The sequence below is a fragment of the Pseudomonas fluorescens Q2-87 genome (genome assembly GCF_000281895.1).
Lineage (GTDB): Bacteria > Pseudomonadota > Gammaproteobacteria > Pseudomonadales > Pseudomonadaceae > Aquipseudomonas > Aquipseudomonas fluorescens_S.
Window position 1 is genome coordinate 1,298,550 of sequence record NZ_CM001558.1, and the last position, 21,873, is coordinate 1,320,422.

21 protein-coding genes and 1 pseudogene are annotated in these 21,873 nt (G+C 60.0%); 10 read left to right on the plus strand and 12 right to left on the minus strand.

All coding sequences use genetic code 11. From position 1 onward, the window contains the following. Nucleotides 1-32 precede the first annotated feature (32 nt). Both PFLQ2_RS21805 and PFLQ2_RS21800 read left to right on the plus strand, forming a co-directional pair. Nucleotides 33-1,016 (plus strand): flagellar protein MotY, encoded by a 984-nt coding sequence (locus PFLQ2_RS21805; RefSeq protein ID WP_003178710.1) that lies wholly within the window; start codon nt 33-35, stop codon nt 1,014-1,016. 128 nt (nt 1,017-1,144) lie between these two features. Beyond that, nucleotides 1,145-2,362, plus strand: a complete 1,218-nt coding sequence (locus tag PFLQ2_RS21800) for an argininosuccinate synthase (protein WP_003178711.1) — start codon at nt 1,145-1,147, stop codon at nt 2,360-2,362. A 335-nt stretch (nt 2,363-2,697) separates the two neighbouring features. On the opposite strand, the pseudogene PFLQ2_RS28600 reads toward PFLQ2_RS21800, so the two are convergent. After that, nucleotides 2,698-2,947, minus strand: a pseudogene (locus tag PFLQ2_RS28600) (hypothetical protein); the annotation flags it as partial. Nucleotides 2,948-3,415: 468 nt separating this feature from the next. On the opposite strand from PFLQ2_RS28600, the gene PFLQ2_RS21790 reads away from it, so the two are divergent. Further along, complete coding sequence (locus PFLQ2_RS21790; protein WP_003178715.1) at nt 3,416-4,042, plus strand: response regulator transcription factor; 627 nt, start codon at nt 3,416-3,418, stop codon at nt 4,040-4,042. Between the two features lie 54 nt (nt 4,043-4,096). Here PFLQ2_RS21790 and PFLQ2_RS21785 read toward each other — a convergent pair whose 3' ends face one another. The 8 genes from PFLQ2_RS21785 to metG form a co-directional block, all read right to left on the minus strand. Further along, a complete protein-coding gene (locus PFLQ2_RS21785; protein ID WP_003178717.1) occupies nt 4,097-4,279 on the minus strand; it encodes a PA3496 family putative envelope integrity protein in 183 nt (60 codons plus the stop codon). A 107-nt stretch (nt 4,280-4,386) separates the two neighbouring features. Continuing rightward, on the minus strand, nt 4,387-5,025 hold the full coding sequence (nth, locus tag PFLQ2_RS21780; protein WP_003178720.1) for an endonuclease III: 639 nt from the start codon (nt 5,023-5,025) through the stop codon (nt 4,387-4,389). After that, the gene (locus PFLQ2_RS21775; RefSeq protein ID WP_003178722.1) at nt 5,022-5,555 is read right to left on the minus strand and encodes an Rnf-Nqr domain containing protein; all 534 of its coding nucleotides are present in this window, start codon (nt 5,553-5,555) and stop codon (nt 5,022-5,024) included. The genes nth and PFLQ2_RS21775 overlap by 4 nt, the downstream gene beginning before the upstream one ends. Then, nucleotides 5,548-6,159, minus strand: coding sequence for an RnfABCDGE type electron transport complex subunit G (locus PFLQ2_RS21770; RefSeq protein ID WP_003178724.1), 612 nt, complete (start codon nt 6,157-6,159; stop codon nt 5,548-5,550). Before PFLQ2_RS21770 ends, PFLQ2_RS21775 begins: the two co-directional genes overlap by 8 nt. Continuing rightward, nucleotides 6,156-7,142: an RnfABCDGE type electron transport complex subunit D gene (locus PFLQ2_RS21765; protein ID WP_003178726.1), complete on the minus strand. Its 987-nt coding sequence runs from the start codon at nt 7,140-7,142 to the stop codon at nt 6,156-6,158. The genes PFLQ2_RS21770 and PFLQ2_RS21765 overlap by 4 nt, the downstream gene beginning before the upstream one ends. After that, nucleotides 7,129-8,136, minus strand: coding sequence for an electron transport complex subunit RsxB (rsxB, locus tag PFLQ2_RS21760; protein ID WP_003178728.1), 1,008 nt, complete (start codon nt 8,134-8,136; stop codon nt 7,129-7,131). Before rsxB ends, PFLQ2_RS21765 begins: the two co-directional genes overlap by 14 nt. Next, nucleotides 8,133-8,705 (minus strand): Rnf-Nqr domain containing protein, encoded by a 573-nt coding sequence (locus tag PFLQ2_RS21755; RefSeq protein ID WP_003178730.1) that lies wholly within the window; start codon nt 8,703-8,705, stop codon nt 8,133-8,135. The genes rsxB and PFLQ2_RS21755 overlap by 4 nt, the downstream gene beginning before the upstream one ends. Before the next feature lie 130 nt (nt 8,706-8,835). After that, nucleotides 8,836-10,881: a methionine--tRNA ligase gene (gene metG / locus PFLQ2_RS21750; protein WP_003178732.1), complete on the minus strand. Its 2,046-nt coding sequence runs from the start codon at nt 10,879-10,881 to the stop codon at nt 8,836-8,838. A 287-nt stretch (nt 10,882-11,168) separates the two neighbouring features. Here metG and apbC point away from each other — a divergent pair, with 287 nt between their 5' ends. Beyond that, nucleotides 11,169-12,263, plus strand: a complete 1,095-nt coding sequence (gene apbC / locus PFLQ2_RS21745; protein ID WP_003178734.1) for an iron-sulfur cluster carrier protein ApbC — start codon at nt 11,169-11,171, stop codon at nt 12,261-12,263. Between the two features lie 122 nt (nt 12,264-12,385). On the opposite strand, the gene PFLQ2_RS21740 is transcribed toward apbC, so the two are convergent. Further along, the gene (locus tag PFLQ2_RS21740; protein WP_003178736.1) at nt 12,386-13,144 is read right to left on the minus strand and encodes an SDR family oxidoreductase; all 759 of its coding nucleotides are present in this window, start codon (nt 13,142-13,144) and stop codon (nt 12,386-12,388) included. Between the two features lie 157 nt (nt 13,145-13,301). Here PFLQ2_RS21740 and PFLQ2_RS21735 point away from each other — a divergent pair, with 157 nt between their 5' ends. The 4 genes from PFLQ2_RS21735 (at nt 13,302) to groL (ending at nt 16,811) form a co-directional block, all read left to right on the plus strand. Beyond that, on the plus strand, nt 13,302-14,033 hold the full coding sequence (locus tag PFLQ2_RS21735; protein ID WP_003178739.1) for a HugZ family protein: 732 nt from the start codon (nt 13,302-13,304) through the stop codon (nt 14,031-14,033). Between the two features lie 66 nt (nt 14,034-14,099). Beyond that, nucleotides 14,100-14,576 (plus strand): FxsA family protein, encoded by a 477-nt coding sequence (locus PFLQ2_RS21730; RefSeq protein WP_003178741.1) that lies wholly within the window; start codon nt 14,100-14,102, stop codon nt 14,574-14,576. A gap of 243 nt (nt 14,577-14,819) precedes the next feature. Continuing rightward, nucleotides 14,820-15,113, plus strand: coding sequence for a co-chaperone GroES (locus PFLQ2_RS21725; RefSeq protein WP_003178744.1), 294 nt, complete (start codon nt 14,820-14,822; stop codon nt 15,111-15,113). A gap of 51 nt (nt 15,114-15,164) precedes the next feature. Beyond that, on the plus strand, nt 15,165-16,811 hold the full coding sequence (gene groL / locus PFLQ2_RS21720; protein ID WP_003178748.1) for a chaperonin GroEL: 1,647 nt from the start codon (nt 15,165-15,167) through the stop codon (nt 16,809-16,811). Nucleotides 16,812-16,952: 141 nt separating this feature from the next. On the opposite strand, the gene PFLQ2_RS21715 is transcribed toward groL, so the two are convergent. Next, the gene (locus PFLQ2_RS21715) at nt 16,953-17,696 is read right to left on the minus strand and encodes a phosphatase PAP2 family protein (RefSeq protein WP_003178750.1); all 744 of its coding nucleotides are present in this window, start codon (nt 17,694-17,696) and stop codon (nt 16,953-16,955) included. Nucleotides 17,697-17,749: 53 nt separating this feature from the next. Beyond that, entirely contained in the window at nt 17,750-19,699 is a 1,950-nt protein-coding gene (locus PFLQ2_RS21710; protein ID WP_003178752.1) for an LTA synthase family protein, read from the minus strand. Between the two features lie 208 nt (nt 19,700-19,907). Between PFLQ2_RS21710 and colR the strand changes: the two genes are divergently transcribed. Both colR and PFLQ2_RS21700 read left to right on the plus strand, forming a co-directional pair. After that, nucleotides 19,908-20,591 (plus strand): two-component system response regulator ColR, encoded by a 684-nt coding sequence (colR, locus tag PFLQ2_RS21705; RefSeq protein ID WP_003178755.1) that lies wholly within the window; start codon nt 19,908-19,910, stop codon nt 20,589-20,591. Continuing rightward, on the plus strand, nt 20,581-21,858 hold the full coding sequence (locus PFLQ2_RS21700) for a sensor histidine kinase (RefSeq protein ID WP_003178757.1): 1,278 nt from the start codon (nt 20,581-20,583) through the stop codon (nt 21,856-21,858). The genes colR and PFLQ2_RS21700 overlap by 11 nt, the downstream gene beginning before the upstream one ends. Nucleotides 21,859-21,873: the final 15 nt, after the last annotated feature.

The window sequence follows — 21,873 nt, forward strand, 5'->3', positions numbered from 1 at the left end:
GATTTTTTGTATAAAAGCCAGTGGAGCCTCCCGTGCGCCAGCGTTATCTAGCCTTGCTCAGTGTGTTTGCCAGTTTTCCTGCCATGGCGCTCACTTTCCAGACCCGTCTGGAGAGCATTGAGTGGACGGTCGAAGGCGACAAGTTCGAGTGCCGGCTGAGCCAGCCGATCACCGATTTCGGCAGCGGTGAATTCGTGCGCCGGGCAGGCGAGCAGGCCACGTTCCGCCTCAAGGCTTACAACCCGATGCTCGGCGGCGGTTCCGCTACCTTGCTGGCGGCCGCTGCGCCGTGGCAACCGGGGCGGGGCGATATCAACTTGGGGTCGGTCAGCATTGGCAGCGGCGACGTGCTGTTCAACAGCTCGCAGATCCAGGCTGGTCGCTTGATCAGCGGGTTGATGGAGGGCCGTAGCCCGGTCGTGCGCCGCAACACCGAGGACGGACGGGTGTCGGAGGTCCGGTTGCTGCCTGTACGTTTCAATAAGGCTTTCAACGACTATCAAGGCTGCGTGGCGAAACTGCTGCCGAAAAATTTCGAGCAGGTGAAACAGACCCAGATCGGTTTCCCTGGCGAAGAAGTCGAGCTCGATGCACGGGCCAAGGCCCAGTTGCAGGTGATGCTCGACTTCATCAAGGCCGACCCGAGCGTCAACCACATCGAGCTTGACGGTCATTCCGACAACAGCGGCAATCGCCTGACTAACCGCGAGTTGTCACGCCGCCGGGCCCTGGCGGTGCAGGATTTTTTCAAGGCCAACGGTTTTCAGGAATCGCAGATCACCTTGCGTTTCCATGGCGAACGTTATCCCTTGGTACCCAATACCAACGCCGCCAACCGGGCCAAGAACCGGCGAGTGGCCGTGCGCCTGGAGCGCGTGGCGGTGACCCAGGTGCCGGCCACGCCAGCGCCGCAGCCCGCGCCAACAGCGGCGCCAGCGAAGGTTCCGGCCCCGGCTGCGGCGCCAGTCAAGGCTCCCGCTGCGACGCCCGCCCCGGCGACCGCGCGCACCTCCTGATTCGAGATTGATCGTCGCGCAATCGACATAATCTGTCGCTTCGTCGTCATAAGCTGTCGCGCCCCTGTAAATTATCCGCGCTGGACGTTAGACTTCCCGGCTTTCCGTACAACCCGTGGAGTGATGGCATGGCGGACGTAAACAAGGTCGTTCTGGCGTATTCCGGCGGCCTGGACACTTCGGTGATCCTCAAGTGGCTGCAGGACACTTATAACTGCGAAGTGGTGACCTTCACCGCTGACCTGGGGCAGGGCGAAGAAGTTGAACCTGCACGCGCCAAGGCTCAGGCCATGGGCGTCAAAGAGATCTACATCGACGACCTGCGCGAAGAATTCGTCCGCGACTTCGTGTTCCCGATGTTCCGCGCCAACACCGTTTACGAAGGAGAGTACCTGCTGGGTACGTCCATCGCCCGTCCGCTGATCGCCAAGCGCCTGATCGAAATCGCCAACGAAACCGGCGCCGACGCCATTTCCCACGGCGCCACCGGCAAAGGCAACGACCAGGTACGTTTCGAATTGGGTGCCTATGCCCTCAAGCCGGGTGTGAAAGTCATCGCCCCATGGCGCGAGTGGGACCTGCTGTCCCGTGAAAAGCTGATGGACTACGCCGAGAAACATGCGATCCCGATCGAGCGTCACGGCAAGAAGAAATCCCCGTACTCGATGGATGCCAACCTGCTGCACATCTCCTATGAAGGCGGCGTGCTGGAAGACACCTGGACCGAGCACGAAGAAGACATGTGGCGCTGGACCGTCTCCCCGGAGAAAGCCCCGGATGCTCCGCAATACCTTGAGCTGACCTATCGCAACGGCGATATCGTCGCCCTCGACGGCGTGGAAATGAGCCCGGCCACTGTGCTGGCTACGCTGAACCGCATCGGTGGCGAACACGGTATCGGTCGCCTGGACATCGTCGAGAACCGCTATGTCGGCATGAAGTCCCGTGGCTGCTACGAAACCCCGGGCGGCACCATCATGCTGCGCGCTCACCGGGCGATCGAATCGATCACCCTGGACCGCGAAGTGGCTCACCTCAAGGATGAGCTGATGCCCAAGTATGCGAGCCTGATCTACACCGGCTACTGGTGGAGCCCTGAGCGCCTGATGCTGCAACAGATGATCGACGCCTCCCAGACCAACGTGAACGGTGTCGTGCGCCTGAAGCTGTACAAGGGCAACGTGATCGTGACCGGGCGCAAGTCCGACGACTCGCTGTTCGATGCCAACATCGCGACCTTCGAAGAAGACGGCGGTGCGTACAACCAGGCCGACGCGGCCGGCTTCATCAAGCTCAACGCCCTGCGCATGCGCATCGCGGCGAACAAGGGTCGCAAGCTGTTCTGACCCGGGTGATACGAGAAACGGCCTGCCTTTGAGCAGGCCGTTTTTTTGGGGTGCCTATTGGTGCGCAGGTCGCTCGTCTGCCGCGGCACCGTCCAGTGGCCGCTCACCCGCGTGTACACCCGCCTTGGTGCCCGCATAGTTGTAGATGATGTACACGATGACGTCCGTGGCGCCTGCGACCGGTTTTGAATGACAAGCCTCGGTCGGGGGTTGCGATTGGCTGCAGACAATACAAATGACCCGCAGTGGCTGTTTTCGACCTCGATGTGGGAGCAATGATGCCTTGGCCTGGGCGGTCCTGCGCAGCATTCGTTTACGCCGGGAAGTCGAGTCAGCCATGGTTCTGATGAAATGCTTGCTCTTGCGAAAATCCGAGGGCGAATAGAGGGAGCGATAGTTGAAGTTCAGTGTGATGAAAAAAAGCAGCAACAGATAGAACGGAAAACTGATCAAGAACCAAAGATAGTATTCACGATCGTCGTCATCGAGAAAGGGCAGGGAAATCGCCGCGGAAGTTTCGGATAAAGTTGCGAATATCGCGATAAGTGTCATGGGGTTGGTAATGGTCTTCAAGGGTTTGTTCATGGTGGTGGCTCATGGATTGTTCTGGCTCGTGAATGAATTGGAAGTGGCTGTGGTTGATCGAGTGTAGGCACAGGTTAGACTGGCCGTGTTGAGTAAGAAGTATGGTTCGAGTGACGTCTGTTTTATATATGAGTTTCGGTGCTGGAAGTGCATTGGAAGTGGCATGGCCGGTAAATAATTCAGTTACGCTTTATGAATGAAATTGTTTTATCGGGTTGCTCGCGGCCGGGTTTGGCGATCAAAGAGCACACGACCCGTAGGGGCAACGGGTGATGAAGAAGACTCGCTCCCCCTCGCCAGACAAATTCATGTCACATTTTTTTCGGGGTAATTTGTAGGATTTTTCTGTATAGCTTGTAGGTTGCGTCTCTCGGTGCGAGCGGTCAGGGGGGGGCAGCATGCCAAGGTAGAAATGACTAGGCTATTGTGCGTGCTCTAAAAATTCGAACAGCGAAGTTGGATTTGCCCATGAATAAAGTGCTGATCGTGGATGATCATCCCGTCATTCGTCTTGCTGTACGTTTGCTGATGGAGCGTCATGGTTATGAAGTTGTTGCCGAAACGGATAACGGCGTCGATGCGTTACAATTCGCCCGCGACCTGGCGCCCGATATTGTCATTCTCGATATAGGCATTCCGAAACTTGACGGATTGGAGGTTATTGCCCGCTTGACCGCCAACCCTTCACCATTGAAAGTGTTGGTACTGACCTCCCAGGCACCCGGGCATTTCTCGATGCGATGCATGCAAACGGGGGCCGCCGGTTATGTATGCAAGCAACAGGACCTGACTGAATTATTGAGTGCGATCAAGGCGGTCCTGTCGGGCTACAGTTATTTCCCCAACCAGGCGCTGCATACAGTGCGTTCAAGTCTGGGTAACGCCAGCGAGTCCGATATGGTTGATCGCCTATCGGGACGGGAAATGATGGTCCTGCAGCAATTGGCTCGCGGAAAAACCAATAAGGAAATTGCCGATGGCATGTTCTTGAGCAACAAGACCGTCAGTACTTACAAGACGCGCTTGTTATTGAAGCTCAACGCACGCTCGTTGGTCGATCTGATCGAGCTGGCGCAACGTAATGGTTTGGTGTGAGCCCCAGATAGCGCGTATTCAGTAAAAAGCCTCCATCAGGGAGGCTTTTACGTGTCAGAGATCAAAGTCGTAATCGGCCAGTTGCTTCTGCAAGCGGCGCTCTTCGAGCAGATTATCGATGGTGCGGCGTTTACTCAGGTTGGTTTTCGCCACTTCCACGACCACAGGTTCCACGTCGTCGGCCTCAACGGCGATGAATTCGTCTTCCACATCCAGTTGTTCTTTACCAGCACTCATGGGTTCGACTCCAGGCTAAGACTGCCATTGGCGCTCCTTATATCGATAAACCACGGGCGGGTAAAAAAGATTTTTTCAATCGATGGATCAATTAAACCAATAGCGCCTCAATCGTCGGACGTCTTGTGCTTGTATTCGCATAAATCCTCGATTCGGCAGCTGCCGCAGCGGGGCTTGCGTGCCAGGCAGACGTAGCGTCCGTGGAGGATGAGCCAGTGGTGGGAGTCCAGCAGGAACTCCTTGGGAACGAATTTCAGCAGTTTTTTCTCCACCTCCACCACATTCTTCCCTGGGGCCAGCCCGGTCCGGTTGCTGACGCGAAAGATATGAGTGTCGACCGCCATGGTCAGTTGCCGGAATGCGGTGTTGAGTACCACGTTGGCAGTTTTGCGACCGACGCCGGGCAGGGCTTCCAATGCTTCACGCGTCTGCGGGATCTCACCGCCGTGGCGTTCGATCAACAGGCGGCAGGTTTCGATCACGTTCTTGGCCTTGCTGTTGAACAGGCCGATGGTCTTGATGTACTCGGACAGGCCTTCGACGCCCAGGGCGTAGATCGTTTCCGGCGTATTGGCCACTGGGAACAGCTTGGCCGTTGCCTTGTTGACCCCGACATCGGTGGACTGGGCCGACAGGATGACCGCGATCAACAATTCGAACGGCGAAGAATAGGCCAGTTCGGTTTTCGGTTCCGGGTTGTCCTCGTGAAAGCGACGGAATATTTCCAGGCGTTTTGCGGCGTTCATGGGCGCGGCTTTTCCTCGACGATTGAATGGGGGGCGACGGTTGTCCAGGCCTGGTGTGCAGCCAATAGCAGGCCCAGCAGAATGAACCCGCCCGGTGCGAGCAAGATCATGGGGATGTTGCTGCCGGTCAGCTCGCGCAAGGCTCCCAGCCCTGTCATCCACAGGCCAAACAGCCCGACCAGCCTGAGGCGCGCGGGCAGGGAGGATTCAGCGAAGAAACCCTCATGCTCCAGCACTACGCAACTCAAGGCGATCCAGCCAAAATAAAGGCTCAGCGGTTGAAACATTTCCAGCGCCCCGGCCTGTACGGCAAAGCCTGCACAAGTGGCCAGGGTGGCGGCCAGCACGACCGAGGCGAGCAGCCGCTGATACGTAGTCAGGCGGGGCCGAATCAGCCCCATCACCGAGCCGTGGCCGAGGATGACCAACGTCCAGGCCAGCCATAACCCCAGTGCACCGGCGAACGAGTCGCTCGCGCCGACCAACGGGACGAGCAGCAGGCCCTGCGTCAGTACCCATTGCTTACTCATTTGCAGCCACTCCGGTCAATTGAGCCTTGTGCTCGTCAAAATAACGCAACGCATCATGAACCGCCTGCAGCACGGCTCGAGAGGTCACGGTCGCGCCGGCGATCTGATCGAACTGCCCCGCGTCTTTGCTCAAGGCCCAACCGCTGTCCTCGGGCGCCTGCCGTGATTTTCCGGTAAAGGCCTGCAACCAGGCGTTCGGCCAACCGGCAATCGCCGCGCCCAATCCGGGCGTTTCGGACTGGCGCAGGGTTTTCACTCCAAGCAACCGACCCAACGGGTCAATGGCGATCAGCAGTTCGATGCTGCCTTCGTAGCCTGGCGCCTGGCTGCGCAACAACACGGCGCTGGGCTGGCCGTTGCGTGTGGCGAGGTAACCGCTCAGTAGCGTGCTATGGGCCAAGGCCAGCGGACCTGTCAGCACAGGCTGGGCCAGCGGCTGATTGTCATAGCGGTCGGCCGGCAGTACCTCGAGCACGCTCCTGTTGGCGATAGCGTGCTGTTGGGCCTCGATACGTCCGGCCGTGCCGATGTGCGTGAAGTAAGTGGCACCGATCCCCAGGGCGATCAAGAGAATGAGGATTGCCACGCCGCCGGGATGCTTCATGCCGGTTGCCGCCGTTGTCGCGCCTCGGCAAATCGCTCCAAGGCTGGTACGGCAAGGTTCATCAACAACACGGCAAATGCTACGCCGTCGGGATAGCCTCCCCAGGTGCGGATCAGATAGACCAGCAAGCCCATGCCGGCGCCAAATAACAGCCGTGCGAAGGGGGCCTTGGCGCCCGAGACCGGTTCGGTCGCGATGAAAAACGCTCCGAGCATGGTCGCGCCCGTGAACAGATGAAACAGCGGTGAGCCATGGGAATCGGAACCCGAGCCGTTCCAGCACAGCAGGCTGACGATAAACAAGCTGCCGAGCATGCCCACCGGCGCGTGCCAGCTGAACACCCGTTGCTGCAGCAGGAACACCCCCCCAACCAGGAACCCCAGATTGACCCACTCGCTGCCCAGGCCACCGAAGCGCCCGAATGCCGGATCGTGGGCGAACAGCTCGTCGACCGTCAGGCTCCGGTTGATTCGCAGGGTATCCAGAGCGGTGGCTCCGGCCCAGGCATCCGGCGTTTGCTGAGCGCCGAACACCTGCTGCAAGCCGTCCAGCAAACCCACGCCATGGGCCGCCGGCCATTGGCTCATGTGGGCGGGGAATGCCACCAGCACCAGCGCGTATCCGAGCATCGCCGGGTTGAAGGGGTTGGCGCCGACACCGCCCCACAGGTGCTTGCCAAACAGCAAGGCGCAGGCGGCCGCTGTGACGGTCAGCCACCAAGGGCAATAGGCCGGCAAGGCCAGGGCCAGCAGCGTGGCGCTGACCAGCGCGCTGCCGTCGTTCAGATCGGGTGTGAGGGGACGGCGGCGCAGACGCAACATCAGTGCTTCGACCGCCAGTGCGGTGAGCCCGGCCAATATCAGGTTGAGCGCGATGCCCCAGCCTTGGAACCACAGCAATGCCAGCCCGCCGGGCACCGTCGCCAGCAGCACGCGCTGCATCGTTGGCCGCAGCCGTTCGTCCAGCGGCTCAGGCCGTGGCATGAGCGTCCACCTGGCGTTCGGCGTCCTTCACGGCTTGCTCCAACGCCTGCACCTGCTCATCCGATGCGGCCGCCGTCCGGGCCTTGCTGAGTTCGGCGCGGCGCATCGCCAGTTGGATCTTGGCCCGCTTCAGCTCGGCACTTTGTACCGGTGCCACGGTTTGGGCCACGGGCGACGCGGCGCTCTCGAGCTGCGCCAGGGCTTGTTCCGCTGCTTCGAACTGACGCTGCAGGACGATCAATTGCGATTGCTGCTCGAAGGTCGGCGGGTGGCCGAAGGCTTTCAAGGATTTGTTCAACTGTGCCCGGCTCATGGCCAGGTCGACCTTGGCTTTTTTCAGGGCAGCATCGGCAGTGGCGGCTTTTTGCGCACGCACGCGCTCCAGTGCCGCTTGCACCGGATCCAGGGCCTGGGTTTGAGCCTGGGCGGCGCGCTGGGAGCGGGCCAGGCGTTCAGCCTGACGCTGCTCTTCTTCGCGGCGCAGGCGCGCATTGCGTTGTTCGAACCGCCGCCGGGCGTGGTTGCGCTTGACGGCGCGTGCCTGCTGTTCTTCCAGGCTGAAGGCCAAGCCTGCGACAATCGGCACCACGGTCGCCACTGGCAAGGGCCGCATTTCGATGCAGTCGACCGGGCAGGGCGCCACGCAGAGATCGCAGCCTGTGCATTCGTCGATGAGAACGGTATGCATCAGCTTGGCCGCGCCGACAATTGCGTCCACCGGGCAGGCCTGGATGCACTTGGTGCAGCCGATGCATTCAGCCTCGCGAATGAAGGCGATTTGCGCCGGGGCTGAACCGCGACTGGTGTCCAGTTCCAGCACCGGTATCTTCATCAGGTCGGCCAGGGCGGCGATGGTTTCCTGACCGCCGGGTGGACATTTGTTGATCGGCTCGCCCTGGGCGATGCCTTCGGCGTAGGGCTTGCAGCCAGGGTGACCGCATTTGCCGCATTGGGTCTGCGGCAGCAGGGCGTCGATACGTTGAATCAGGCTCATGTTTTGACCAGACCGCGCAAACCCAGAAATGCCACCGCCATCAGTCCGGCGCTGATCAATTGGATCGGCAGGCCCCGAAAGGGCAAGGGAATATCGTTATTCAAAGTGCGCCGGCGCAGATCGTCGAACAGGCTCAGCACCAACCAGAAGCCCAGCCCGGCACCCAGGCTCAGCGCCATGGCGTGGCCCAGGCCTCGGTCATCCTGGCCGTTGAGCAGCGTGACGCCCAGTACGCCGGCATTGCCGAGCAGCAATGGCCACAACCCCTCGAACGGCAGCGCTGGCAGCCAGCGCGCCAACAGGCGCAGCAAGGGGCCGATCAGCAATACGTTCAAGCACAGCCACGCCAGCAGGCGCAGCGAGGTCAGGCTCGTCGGCGCCAGCACCCCGTGATCGACCAGATAACCCAGGGTGCCGACAACCAACATCAGGCACGCCGTCGCCAGGCCCAAGGCATGCATTTTCCTCCTACCGTTGGTCGCCAGCAGCGGATCGACGCCCAGCGGCCAATGCAACACCAGGTTGTTGATCAGGGCAGCGCTGAACAGCGTGAGGAGGATTTCGGTCATGGGCGTGTTGGCGACAAAGGGCCTGTTGCAAGATTAGGCATTATCCGGCACCCGAGGAGCGTGGGCCAGATATGAAAATCCCACAGCCGCCTGCAAGGCGACTGTGGGATCGGTGCAGCACGCAACCGTGTTACTTGATCCGCTGGCCCGGCTTGGCGCCGCTGTCGGGGCTCAGCAGGTAGATTTCCTCACCGCCGGGGCCCGCTGCCATGACCATGCCTTCGGAAATACCGAAGCGCATTTTGCGCGGCTTGAGGTTGGCGATCATCATGGTCAGCCGGCCCTCGAGCTTGGCTGGATCCGGATAGGCGCTCTTGATGCCCGAGAACACGTTGCGTTGCTCATCGCCGATGTCCAGGGTCAGGCGCAGCAGTTTGTCGGCACCTTCTACGGCCTCGGCCTTGACGATCAGCGCTACGCGCAGGTCAACGGCGGCAAACGCGTCGAATTCGATTTCCGGCGACAACGGGTCCTTGGCCAACTCGCCGTTTCCGGCCGGGGCGCCGGTGTCGGTCTGGCTGGCGGTGAGGTCTTCCTTGGAGGCGTCGGTCATGGCTTGCACCTTGGCGGGGTCGATACGGGTCATCAACGGCTTGAACTCGTTCAACTGATGGTTGCTTAACAGCGTCTGGTGATCGTTCCAGGTCAGCGGCGCGACGTTGAGGAACGCCTCGGCATCGGCGGCCAGCAATGGCAGCACCGGCTTGAGGAAAATCACCAACTGGCGGAACAGGTTGATACCCAGGGCACAGATGGCCTGGACTTCGTCCTGCTTGCCTTCCTGCTTGGCCAGCGACCACGGGGCCTTGTCGGCGATCCAGGCGTTGGCACGGTCGGCCAGGCCCATGATCTCGCGCATGGCACGGGCAAAGTCACGACCTTCATACGCTTCGGCGATGCTGGGCGCCGCCGCCAGGAAGGCGTCGGTCAGTTCCGGCGCGGCGTTGCCGGCCACCAGCACGCCCGCGTTGCCTTTGTGGATGAAACCGGCGCAGCGGCTGGCGATGTTGACGACCTTGCCCACCAGGTCGGAGTTGACCTTCTGCACGAAGTCCTCGAGGTTCAGGTCCAGGTCGTCGACGCCACGGCCAAGCTTGGCCGCGTAGTAGTAGCGCAGGTATTCCGGCGACAAGTGATCCAGGTAGGTCCGGGCCTTGATGAAGGTGCCACGGGACTTGGACATTTTCTGGCCGTTGACGGTCAGGTAGCCGTGTACGTTGATGCCAGTCGGTTTGCGATAGCCGGCGCCTTCGAGCATCGCCGGCCAGAACAGCGCGTGGAAATTGACGATGTCCTTGCCGATGAAGTGATACACCTCGGCAGTGGAGTCCTTCGCCCAGAACGCATCGAAGTCCAGCTCCGGCGTCCGGTCGCAGAGGTTTTTGAAGCTCGCCATGTAGCCGATGGGCGCGTCCAGCCATACGTAGAAATATTTGCCGGGCTCACCGGGAATTTCGAAGCCGAAGTACGGCGCATCGCGGGAAATGTCCCATTCCTGCAGGCCGGAATCGAGCCACTCGGCGAGCTTGTTGGCAACCGCTTCCTGCAGCGTGCCGCTGCGGGTCCAGGCTTGCAGCATCTGCTGGAAATCCGGCAGCTTGAAGAAGAAGTGCTGGGAGTCCTTCAGCACCGGGGTGGCGCCGGAAATCGCCGACTTCGGGTCTTTCAGGTCGGTGGGTGCGTAGGTGGCGCCGCATTTTTCGCAGTTGTCGCCGTACTGGTCTTCGGTGCCGCACTTGGGGCAGGTGCCCTTGATGAAGCGGTCGGCCAGGAACATTTTCTTTTCCGGGTCGAAATACTGGGTGACCGAGCGGGTGGAGATATGGCCGGCGTCACGCAGCTTCAGGTAGATCTGGCTCGACAGCTCACGGTTTTCTTCGGCGTGAGTGGAGTGGAAATTGTCGAAGTCCACCAGGAACTCGGCAAAGTCGGCGCTGTGTTCAGCCTGGACGTTGGCGATCAGTTGTTCCGGGGTGATGCCTTCTTTTTCCGCGCGCAACATGATGGCCGAACCGTGGGCGTCGTCGGCGCAGACATAGATGCATTGGTTGCCGCGATGTTTCTGGAAGCGCGTCCACATATCGGTCTGGATGTATTCCAGCATATGGCCGAGGTGAATCGAACCATTGGCGTAGGGCAGGGCGCTGGTGACGAGAATCTTGCGTGGCTCGGACATGGGGCTCGGCTACTTGATGAAACGGAGGTCGGCCACTATAAAGCGCTGGCGGCTTTTTTTCACCCTGTGAGCCTGTTTCCGAATGCTGGCAGGGCTTCTGTAGCGAGGGAGCTTGCTCCCGCTGGGGGGCGAAGCCGCCCCAAAATGGTTGTGCGCCCTGATAACTGGACTGAGTCAGCCTTAAGGCGACTGCTGCGCAGTCGAGCGGGAGCAAGCTCCCTCGCCACACAGGCACGCGCGGCGTAGGATAGCGGCCTGTTTTTCAAGTCTTGCTATCGGAGTTGCCCATGAGCGCCGTCAATCGCGCAGCGGTGGAAGCCGTTCTTCGCCAGTACACCGACCCCTACCTGAACCAGGACCCGGTCAGCGCCGGATGCGTGCGCGCCATCGATATCCAGGGCGATCGCGTCAGCGTCCAGCTGGAAATCGGCTACGCCGCCGATCTGTTCAAGGGCGGTTGGGCGCAGATGCTGCAAATGGCCATCGAGTCCCTGGACGGCGTAACGGCTGCCAAGGTCGAAGTCACCAGCGTGATCGCCGCCCACAAGGCCCAGGCGCAGGTGCCGGGGTTGGCGAACGTCAAGAATGTGATCGCCGTGGCGTCGGGCAAGGGCGGCGTGGGCAAGTCCACCACCGCCGCCAACCTGGCCCTGGCCCTGGCCCGTGAAGGGGCGAAGGTTGGGATTCTCGACGCGGACATCTACGGTCCGAGCCAAGGCATCATGTTCGGCATTGCCGAAGGCACGCGCCCGCAGATCAAGGACCAGAAGTGGTTCGTCCCGCTCGAGTCCCATGGCGTGGAAGTCATGTCCATGGCCTTCCTCACCGACGACAACACGCCGATGGTATGGCGCGGCCCGATGGTGTCCGGCGCCTTGCTGCAGTTGGTCACGCAAACCGCCTGGGGTGACCTGGATTACCTGGTGATCGACATGCCGCCAGGCACTGGCGACATCCAACTGACCTTGGCGCAGAAAGTCCCGGTGGCCGGCGCGGTGATCGTCACCACCCCCCAGGATTTGGCGCTGCTGGACGCGCGTAAAGGTGTCGAAATGTTCCGCAAGGTGAACATTCCGGTGCTGGGCGTCGTGGAGAACATGGCCGTGCACATTTGCTCCAACTGCGGGCATGCCGAGCATCTGTTCGGTGAAGGCGGCGGGGAAAAACTGGCGACCCAGTACGGCGTCGAACTGCTGGCCTCGCTGCCGCTGTCGATGCTCATCCGCGAACAGGCCGACGGCGGCAAGCCCACGGTCATCGCCGAACCGGACAGCCAGATCGCCATGGTCTACCAGGAACTGGCCCGCCACGTCGGCGCCCGGATCGTGTTGCAGGAAGCAGCCTCGCCGGCGATGCCGAACATCACCGTCAGCGACGATTAATTACGCGCTGGCCCTTGTGGGAGCGGGCTTGCTCGCGAATGCGGTCGATCAGTCAACTTATCTGTTGAATGACACACCGCCTTCGCGGGCAAGCCCGCTCCCACATTTGGTTTTCGCGGAGTTTAGATCCGCAACCCGCCATCCATCTCCAGGATCCGACCGGTGTAGTAGTCGTTTTCGAAGATATAGGCTGCCGAATGGGCGATCTCTTCGGGCTTGCCCATGCGCTTGAGCGGAATCCCCGAAGTCATTTTTTCCAGGGCCTCGGGTTTCATGCCCAGGGTCATCTCGGTTTCGATGAAGCCCGGTGCGATGCCCGCGACACGAATGCCGTAGCGTGCCAGTTCCTTGGCCCAGGTCACGGTGGCGGCGGCCACACCGGCCTTGGCGGCCGAGTAGTTGGTCTGGCCGACATTGCCGGCGCGGGAGATCGACGAAATATTGATGATCGCGCCGCTGTTCTTCAGCTCGACCATTTTCGCCGCCACTTCACGGGTGCAGAGGAATACACCGGTCAGGTTGACGTCGATGACCGCCTGCCACTGGGCCAGGCTCATCTTGGTCATTTCGCCATCCTTGACCTTCAGCAGCAGGCCGTCGCGCAGGATCCCGGCGTTGTTGATCAGGCCATGTACCGCGCCGAAATCCTCGGCCACCCGGGCGACCATGTCGCTCACCTGTTCTTCATTGGCAACGTTGCACAGGTACGACCGGGCCTCGACGCCCTTGGCCACGCACGCGGCAACGGCCTGGTCGAGTTTTTCCTGGTTGAGGTCCACCAGGGCCAGCTTTGCGCCTTTGCCGGCCAGGTACTCGGCCATGGAGCGGCCCAAACCCTGGCAACCGCCGGTGATAATGATTACTTTGTCGGTGAGTTGCATTTCGTATGTCCCGGGCAGAACGATGGATAAGGTCCTTTGAAAGCTTCTCGATCTGCGACGTGCAGCCTGGCTGCGCAGAACTGCCCCGACGACTCGCTGGAACATTGCCCAGCTGTCCGACCGGTTTTTAAACGGATTTCATCAAAGGAGTCATAAATTGAGCGTTGACGCTGCCAAGCATGCACGAGAATTGCTGCTCAAGGAATACCGTGGAATGCTCTCCACCCATTCCAAATCCATGCCCGGTTTTCCGTTCGGCTCCGTCGTACCGTATTGCCTGGACGAGCAGGGCCGGCCGCTGATCCTGATCAGTCGAATCGCCCAGCACACCCACAACCTGCAAAAAGATCCCAAGTGCTCGATGCTGGTGGGGGAGCGGGGCGCCGAGGATGTGCAGGCTGTCGGGCGCCTGACCTACCTGGCCGAAGCGCAGCAATTGCAGGATGAAGCCGCTATCGACGCCGCCGCTGAGCGCTACTACCGTTATTTCCCCGACTCCCGTAACTACCACAAGGCCCATGATTTCGATTTCTGGGTGCTCAATCCGGTGCGTCATCGCTATATCGGTGGCTTTGGCGCCATCCACTGGCTCGACCAGGTCACCCTCGCCAACCCGTTCGCCGGCAAGGCCGAGGCGGGCATGATCGATCATATGAACGCTGATCACGCCAAGGCCATCGCCCATTACGTGGAACTGGCCGGCCTGCCGACAACCGAGCCGGCGCAAATGGTGGGCATCGACAGCGAAGGCATGCATTTGCGCATTGGCCAGGGCTTGTATTGGCTGGCTTTCCAAGCACCCTGCAACACGCCGACACAAGTGCGCGAAGCCTTGGTTTATCTGGCTCACGCCGTCCATTGGCCGAAAAAAGCTGAGGCCGACGCTTGATTTCACGAAAGGGCGACGTCATTTAAGGTTTCATAGCAAGGCATTCTTGCGTTGAGGAACCATTTGATGCGCCCTTTTTTGTTGCTCTTTCTGCTGTTCCCGGTGTTGGAGCTGTTCGTATTCGTCAAGATCAGCGGTGCGATCGGGTTTTTCCCGGCGCTGCTGCTGGTCATTCTAGGCACGATGCTCGGTGTGTTCGTGCTGCGTATCGCCGGCCTCGCCACCGCATTGCGTGCCCGTGAAAGCCTGAGCCGTGGCGAACTGCCGGCCCAGACCATGCTTGAAGGCCTGATGCTGGCCTTGGGTGGCGGCCTGCTGATCCTGCCTGGCTTTATCAGCGACGTGGTGGGCCTGGTGCTGCTGTTGCCTTTCACCCGTCGATTGCTGGCCAATAAAATGCGCCAGCGCGCCGAAGAACAGGCGATGCGCCAGCGGGCCTTTGCCGATGACCTGCAGCCACGTGGCGGTCCGGCTCCGCGCGAGCCCGTGGGCCGCGACCCCCAGGTGATCGAAGGCGAATTCGAACACCGCGACTCCAAGTAAAAAACTGCGCACGGCACCTTCGGGTGCCGTGTTCGTTTCAAGCCATCAAGCTAAAAAATTTTCTACCCCGCCCTTGTAATCGGCTTGCCCGCCCTTATGTATGGGTCACCGCAAGGTTTCCGGTGGCAACACCGGACAGACTTCCGCGGTTCGACTGACGAACCGCACCCGGCTTTGCCGGCTTTGTAAAACCCGCCGGGACTACACCGGCCGATGAAAACCAAAAATTAGGAGAGATCGACAATGAAGCTTCGTCCTCTGCATGACCGCGTCGTCGTCCGTCGCAGCGAAGAAGAAAAGAAAACCGCTGGCGGTATCGTCCTGCCAGGTTCGGCTGCCGAAAAGCCAAACCAGGGTGAAGTTCTCGCTGTTGGCCCAGGCAAAGCACTGGAAAACGGTGAAGTACGTGCGCTGTCCGTGAAAGTGGGTGACAAGGTTGTTTTCGGCCCTTACTCCGGTAGCAACACCGTGAAAGTAGATGGCGAAGACCTGCTGGTGATCGGCGAAAGCGAAATCCTCGCTGTCATCGAAGGCTGATACCCCCGCTCATTTTCCCGCTACTACCAAAGTATTTAAGGAATATCGATCATGGCTGCTAAAGAAGTTAAATTCGGCGACTCCGCCCGCAAGAAAATGCTCACCGGTGTCAACATCCTGGCTGATGCAGTAAAAGCGACCCTGGGCCCGAAAGGCCGTAACGTGATCATCGAGAAGAGCTTCGGCGCTCCGACCATCACCAAGGACGGCGTTTCCGTAGCCAAGGAAATCGAACTGGAAGACCGTTTCGAAAACATGGGCGCGCAGCTGGTCAAAGACGTTGCCTCCCGTGCCAACGATGACGCTGGCGACGGCACCACCACCGCCACCGTTCTGGCTCAGGCCATCGTCAACGAAGGCTACAAAGCCGTCGCTGCCGGCATGAACCCGATGGACCTCAAGCGCGGTATCGACAAGGCGACCATCGCCATCGTTGCCGAACTGAAAAACCTGTCCAAGCCATGCGCTGACACCAAGGCTATCGCTCAGGTAGGTACTATCTCCGCCAACTCCGACAGCTCCATCGGCGACATCATTGCCGAAGCCATGGAAAAAGTTGGTAAAGAAGGCGTGATCACCGTTGAGGAAGGCTCGGGCCTGGAAAACGAACTGTCGGTTGTAGAAGGCATGCAGTTCGACCGTGGCTACCTGTCCCCGTACTTCGTCAACAAGCCGGACACCATGGTTGCCGAGCTGGACAGCCCGCTGATCCTGCTGGTCGACAAAAAGATCTCCAACATCCGCGAAATGTTGCCAGTACTGGAAGCCGTCGCCAAAGCCGGCCGCCCACTGCTGATCGTTTCCGAAGACGTTGAAGGCGAAGCCCTGGCGACCCTGGTCGTGAACAACATGCGTGGCATCGTCAAAGTCGCAGCCGTCAAGGCTCCAGGCTTCGGCGACCGTCGCAAGGCCATGCTGCAGGACATCGCCGTATTGACCGGCGGTACCGTTATCTCCGAAGAGATCGGCCTGAGCCTGGAAAGCGCCACCCTGGAAAACCTGGGTAGCGCCAAGCGCGTGACCATCTCCAAGGAAAACACCATCATCGTTGACGGTGCTGGCGTTGAAGGCGACATCGAGTCGCGTATCGCTCAGATCCGCGCCCAGGTTGCCGAGACTTCCTCGGACTACGACCGTGAAAAACTGCAAGAGCGTCTGGCCAAGCTGTCCGGTGGCGTTGCAGTGATCAAGGTTGGCGCTGGTTCCGAAGTCGAAATGAAAGAGAAGAAGGCCCGCGTTGAAGACGCCCTGCACGCAACCCGTGCAGCCGTTGAAGAAGGCGTGGTACCTGGCGGTGGCGTTGCGCTGATCCGTGCTCTGGAAGCCCTGACCGGCCTGACCGGCGACAACGCCGACCAGAACGTCGGTATCGCAGTACTGCGCCGTGCCGTTGAAGCACCGCTGCGCCAGATCGCTGCCAACTCCGGCGACGAGCCAAGCGTTGTGGTCAACGAAGTCAAGAACGGCAAAGGTAACTACGGTTACAACGCTGCGACTGGCGTCTACGGCGACATGATCGAAATGGGCATCCTGGACCCAACCAAGGTGACCCGTTCCGCGCTGCAGGCAGCATCTTCCATCGGCGGCCTGATCCTGACCACCGAAGCGGCGATCGCTGATGCACCGAAGAAAGACAGCGGTGCTGGCGGCGGTATGCCAGACATGGGCGGCATGGGTGGCATGGGCGGCATGATGTAAGCCAGCCTTACCCCTGTAGCGAAAAACCCCGCCTTGCGAAAGCAGGCGGGGTTTTTTATTGCCTTGGGTTTACCCCGGTTTATGAAATACACGGGTTCCCTGTGGGAGCGGGCAAGCTCGCTCCCACAGGGATATGTATTTTCAAGCATTTACAGGCAAGGTGGCGGCTACAGACCCGGCCTTTAAAGCCGGGCGATACAGGATGAAGTAATAACAGCCCAGGCAGATCAGCCAACAGAATACGGCGGTCCACACATTGTGGGAAAAGAAGTGTGCGCCCTGCATCATGCGGCCGATGGAGAACACCGTTCCCAGGGTGAAGGCAAAGATGAGTGCCTGGCGCGCCAGGCGCGGACGGCGGTCACGCAATACGAAGAACAGCGCGAACAGCGTGAACCCGGTGGCGGCATGCCCCCCGGGCCAGCAGCGGCCGGGTTTATCGGTGGCCGGGCGTGGGCTCAGCAGTTCACTGTAGGTTTCCTTGCCCCCGAACTCCTTCAGGCTCCAGGGGCATTGCACTGCTGTCACCGCTTTCATTGGCGTGACGAAAGACGTCGCCAGCGCCAGGGAGAGCACCAGGCAGCCCAGTTCTCGCTTGAACGGCTTGAGCCGGGGCACAAAAAACGCGCTTATGAACCCGACGATGGAAAACACCGAGAAGGCGATGACCACCTGCTTCGCCCGGTCGTGGAGAATATCTTCCAGGAAATAACTGTGACGTCCGATGAAGGTGCCCACGGCCGGATCATAGAACAATCGGGCCAGGACCATGTCCAGATCGGTCCACTCCAGCAGAACCAGGATGACCGCTGTGACGGCGGGAATGGCAAGGCATAGCCAAAAGTTCAATGGGCGAGGGGCGGAACATATGACGCTTGATGACATGACAGGTCCTGAACAATGAAAGCGCCCCAGGGCATCAGCCTGGGGCAGTTCGGTTAACGTTCGCTGATTTGCTCGACACCCTCCTTGGGTGCCTTCCAGCCAAGCAGCTGTTGCTTGAAGCCATAACTGGCGGTTTGGTAATACGTGATTGCGCGTTTGATCAACGGATCGTCGCCGGTTGCCTTGGACTCGCGGCTCTCGGTCAGCGCATCGTCATGCCGTCGCAGACCCTGGCGCGGACTGAGAATTGCCAGATCCTTGCCATCGAACAGACCCAGGTGTTGGTAATTGCCCACGACAACGCGGGGTGGCGTCGGGTTGTCCTGCAACAGGTTGCGACCGAAGAACGTTGATTGATAATCCAGGTTCAGTAATCCAAGCAAGGTGGGCGCGAGATCGATCTGACTGGCCAGTTGGTCGCTCTCCCGCGGTTCGATCAGCTTCGGCGCGTAGATGAACAGCGGGATCTGATAGTTGCTGATCGGCAGGTCTTCCTTCCCTGCGCTGCCGGCGGTGTGGTCGGCGACGAAGACGAAGAGGGTGTTATCGAACCACGGTTTTTGCCGCGCCTGTTCCAGAAACTGACCGATGGCGTAATCGGTGTACTTTACCGCGCCATCACGGCCATTGCCGGATTTGATGTCTATCCGGTTATCGGGATAGGTGTAGGGGCGGTGATTGGAGGTCGTCATCAACTGCAGCAAGAAGGGCTGTTGCTTGGCGAAATTGGCATCGGCCAGCTTCAGTGTCTGTTTATACAGATCCTCATCGGCCATGCCCCAGGCATTTTTGAAATGGATCTCGGATTCGTCGATGCTGCTCTGATCGACAACCCGATAACCGTTGCCGCTGAAGAATGCATTCATGTTGTCGAAGTAACCGCGTCCGCCATAGACAAATACGCTGTCGTAACCGACTGCGCTCAATTGCTGGCCCAGGCTGGCAAAACCGCTCTCACGCCCGATGCGCTTGACGATCGAACGCCCCGGGGTTGGGGGGATAGCCAGGGTGATGGCTTCCAGGCCACGGTCGGTGCGAGTGCCCGTGGCGTAGAAATTGTTGAAATACAGGCTCTGTTTACGCAAGGCGTCCAGGTTGGGCGTCAAGTCGCGTTTGTCGCCATTGCTGCCCAGGTATTTGGCGCTAAGGCTTTCGATGGTCACCAGCACGATGTTCGGTTTACGGGGGGTGCCAGGGTTGTCGATCATTCGACGGATGTCTTGCGGGTCTTCACCGATGAAACGGGTATTGGGCTCGTTCAATTCGGCACGTATCTGCTGGGCCACAGTGGCCGGGGTCAGGCTGCTGTAGAACTGTCCGTAGTCCAGCTCGTTGTTACGGAATGCGGCGAAGAACTGATACGGGCCGTTGCTCGCCAGTTCGTTCTGGTAGGCATTGCCGCCTTGGGCACGCGGAGCGTCCTGGCTGAGCAGTTGCAGGCTCAGGCCTGCGATGGCCAGCAAGCCCAGCGCGTTGAACAGGCGCCCGCGCAGTTGTGGTAACGGGGCGGCCACGGCGGCATTGAAGGATTTGCGCAAGGCCAGGCTCAAGCCCACGGCCAGCACGGCGAGAATCGTCAGCAGGGTGCCGATCGGATACGACTCCAGCACGTTATTGAGCACTTCGTCGGAATAGACCAGGTAGTCAACAGCGATGAAATTGAAGCGCACGCCGAATTCATCCCAAAAAAGCCATTCGGCCACAGAGGTGAACAGCATGATGAAAATACTCACGGTCAAAAGCGCTTGAAGGAACCAGCGGTGACCGCGACGGCGCCATAAGGCCGGAGGGCAAAGCAGCAGATACAGGCCCATCGGCAGGATCGCATAGGCAAGGAAACCCAGGTCATACAGCAGGCCGATGCCGAACGTGGAAACGCTGAATCCCGCCGCCTCATCCAGATGGGTCAGTAACAAAACGGTTCGGGTCAGGAAAAAAATCGACAGCCAGATGCCGATGATCAGCAGCAGAAGGCGCATTGGCGCCATTTTAATAAAGTCCATTTACTACATTTCCTTATTAGATCAATCCGATAGTGCGAGAGTGTTGCCTTGTGACTGTAGTCAGTTTGTGAATCGATAGTGAAAAATCCATAAAAAAACTGATGGAATGAAGGTCATGGCTGGCGCGCCGCAAGGCCTAGCCCTGAGTCGGCATTGGCCGTAAGCTGCGCGGGCCAAGATGGCTGTTAACGTGTACGCAGAGGTGCCCATGCGAATTCTATTGGTCGAAGACAACCGCGATATCCTGGCCAACCTGGCCGACTACCTGGGCCTCAAGGGCTATACCGTCGATTGCGCCCAGGACGGTTTGTCGGGGTTGCACCTGGCCGCTACCGAGCACTACGACCTGATCGTGTTGGACATCATGCTGCCGGGCATCGATGGCTATACCCTGTGCAAGCGCCTGCGCGAAGACGCCCGGCGCGACACGCCGGTGATCATGCTCACAGCCCGGGATCAATTGGATGATCGCCTGCAAGGCTTCAAGTCCGGCGCCGATGACTACCTGATCAAGCCTTTTGCCTTGTCGGAGCTGGCGGCACGGATCGAAGCCGTCATGCGTCGGGCCCAGGGCGGCGGCCGTCGGGCCTTGCAGGTCAGCGACCTGACCTACGACCTCGATACCCTTGAGGTGACCCGCCAGGGCAAACTGCTCAAGCTCAACCCTGTAGGCCTCAAGCTGCTGGCGGTGTTGATGCAGAAAAGCCCTCATGTGCTGCGCCGGGAAATTCTCGAAGAAGCATTGTGGGGTGATGATTGCCCGGACAGCGACAGCCTGCGCAGCCACGTCCACCAATTGCGCCAGGTGATCGACAAACCGTTCGACAAACCGCTGTTGCACACCGTACACGGCGTCGGCTATCGCCTGGCCGAGGGCCGAGATGGAGTTTAAGCAGAGCCTTGCTCAACGGATCATTATCGCTTTCGCGCTGATGAGCGCGTTGGTGGCAGGAGCATTCGCCATGGGCATCGTGGCGACGGTTCACTTGGTGGAAGAGAAACTGATTTCCGCCGGGCTTGGCGGCGATCTGCAACGCCTGCTGTTGATGGACAGCGTCTCTGACTGGAGCCATCGTCCGGAACCCGACCAGCTGTTTTATTTCAGTGGCGGTCCCGGTGACTTCGAGCTGCCCAAGGACCTGCGCCATCTGGAGCGCGGTTTCCACGAGGTGTTTCGCGAACAGTTGTCGTATCACGCCATGGTCGAAGTCGTCGACGGTCGACACTACGTGCTGTTGCAAGACCAGAGCGATTTCGAGGAGCGCGAACGGGTGTTGTTCGCCGTGGTGCTGGTGGGCTTCGTGCTCAGCCTGGCGCTGGCGGTTTTCCTCGGTTGGGTGCTGGCGCGCCGGGTAATGGCGCCCGTGGTTCGCCTCGCCCGGCAAGTGCGTCATCGCGATCAACTGCTGGGGCTCGCTCCGCCGCTGGCACCGGATTATGCCGCCGATGAGGTGGGTGAGCTGGCGGTGGCGTTCGACGCAACGCTGGGACGGTTACGCCAGGCCCTGACGCGCGAGCGGTTGTTTACCAGCGACGTGAGCCACGAGTTGCGTACGCCGTTGATGGTCTTGGCGACTTCATGCGAGTTGCTGTTGGAGAACCCGGCGCTGGACCAGCGTGGCCGTACCCAGGTCGAGCGTATCAACCGAGCCAGCGAAGAAATGCGCGAGCTGGTGCAAACCTTTCTGATGCTCGCCAGGGCCCAACGTGAAGACAACGGCATGTCGCCTCGCTTGACCCTTGGACAGGTGGCGGAGAACCTCATTGGTGTGTGGCGCGCTGCCATCGAATCCAAAGGCCTGACGCTGGTCTTCGTACCGGGGCACCCCGTCGATACCCTGTATAACGCCACATTCCTGACGGCAGTGATGGGCAATCTGTTGCGCAATGCCTTGCACTACACCGATCAGGGGTTTATCCGCCTCTCACTGTCCGCCACCGGATTTGTGGTCGAGGACAGTGGCGTGGGCATTCCCGAAGAGAAGCGCGAGGCGATGTTCGAGCCGTTCGTGCGCGGTAATGAACAGCGCGGCGAAGGGCTTGGGCTGGGGCTTTCCCTGGTGCAACGAATCTGCGAGAACCAAGGCTGGACGGTGAGCCTCAGCACAATGGAGCCCAACGGTTGCCGCTTCGAGGTGCAGCTGGATCCAAGGGCGTGACGGTTTTCGTTGAAA

Coding starts and splice junctions, on each gene's coding strand:
- PFLQ2_RS21790 (WP_003178715.1), top strand. CDS start 3,416: ATGAATAAAGTGCTGATCGTGGATGATCATCCCGTCATTCGTCTTGCT.
- PFLQ2_RS21730 (WP_003178741.1), top strand. CDS start 14,100: ATGCGCCCTTTTTTGTTGCTCTTTCTGCTGTTCCCGGTGTTGGAGCTG.
- PFLQ2_RS21800 (WP_003178711.1), top strand. CDS start 1,145: ATGGCGGACGTAAACAAGGTCGTTCTGGCGTATTCCGGCGGCCTGGAC.
- PFLQ2_RS21715 (WP_003178750.1), bottom strand. CDS start 17,696: ATGTCATCAAGCGTCATATGTTCCGCCCCTCGCCCATTGAACTTTTGG.
- PFLQ2_RS21755 (WP_003178730.1), bottom strand. CDS start 8,705: ATGACCGAAATCCTCCTCACGCTGTTCAGCGCTGCCCTGATCAACAAC.
- PFLQ2_RS21775 (WP_003178722.1), bottom strand. CDS start 5,555: ATGAGTAAGCAATGGGTACTGACGCAGGGCCTGCTGCTCGTCCCGTTG.
- PFLQ2_RS21770 (WP_003178724.1), bottom strand. CDS start 6,159: ATGAAGCATCCCGGCGGCGTGGCAATCCTCATTCTCTTGATCGCCCTG.
- PFLQ2_RS21740 (WP_003178736.1), bottom strand. CDS start 13,144: ATGCAACTCACCGACAAAGTAATCATTATCACCGGCGGTTGCCAGGGT.
- PFLQ2_RS21700 (WP_003178757.1), top strand. CDS start 20,581: ATGGAGTTTAAGCAGAGCCTTGCTCAACGGATCATTATCGCTTTCGCG.
- PFLQ2_RS21785 (WP_003178717.1), bottom strand. CDS start 4,279: ATGAGTGCTGGTAAAGAACAACTGGATGTGGAAGACGAATTCATCGCC.
- nth (WP_003178720.1), bottom strand. CDS start 5,025: ATGAACGCCGCAAAACGCCTGGAAATATTCCGTCGCTTTCACGAGGAC.
- groL (WP_003178748.1), top strand. CDS start 15,165: ATGGCTGCTAAAGAAGTTAAATTCGGCGACTCCGCCCGCAAGAAAATG.
- metG (WP_003178732.1), bottom strand. CDS start 10,881: ATGTCCGAGCCACGCAAGATTCTCGTCACCAGCGCCCTGCCCTACGCC.
- colR (WP_003178755.1), top strand. CDS start 19,908: ATGCGAATTCTATTGGTCGAAGACAACCGCGATATCCTGGCCAACCTG.
- apbC (WP_003178734.1), top strand. CDS start 11,169: ATGAGCGCCGTCAATCGCGCAGCGGTGGAAGCCGTTCTTCGCCAGTAC.
- PFLQ2_RS21710 (WP_003178752.1), bottom strand. CDS start 19,699: ATGGACTTTATTAAAATGGCGCCAATGCGCCTTCTGCTGCTGATCATC.
- PFLQ2_RS21765 (WP_003178726.1), bottom strand. CDS start 7,142: ATGCCACGGCCTGAGCCGCTGGACGAACGGCTGCGGCCAACGATGCAG.
- rsxB (WP_003178728.1), bottom strand. CDS start 8,136: ATGAGCCTGATTCAACGTATCGACGCCCTGCTGCCGCAGACCCAATGC.
- PFLQ2_RS21725 (WP_003178744.1), top strand. CDS start 14,820: ATGAAGCTTCGTCCTCTGCATGACCGCGTCGTCGTCCGTCGCAGCGAA.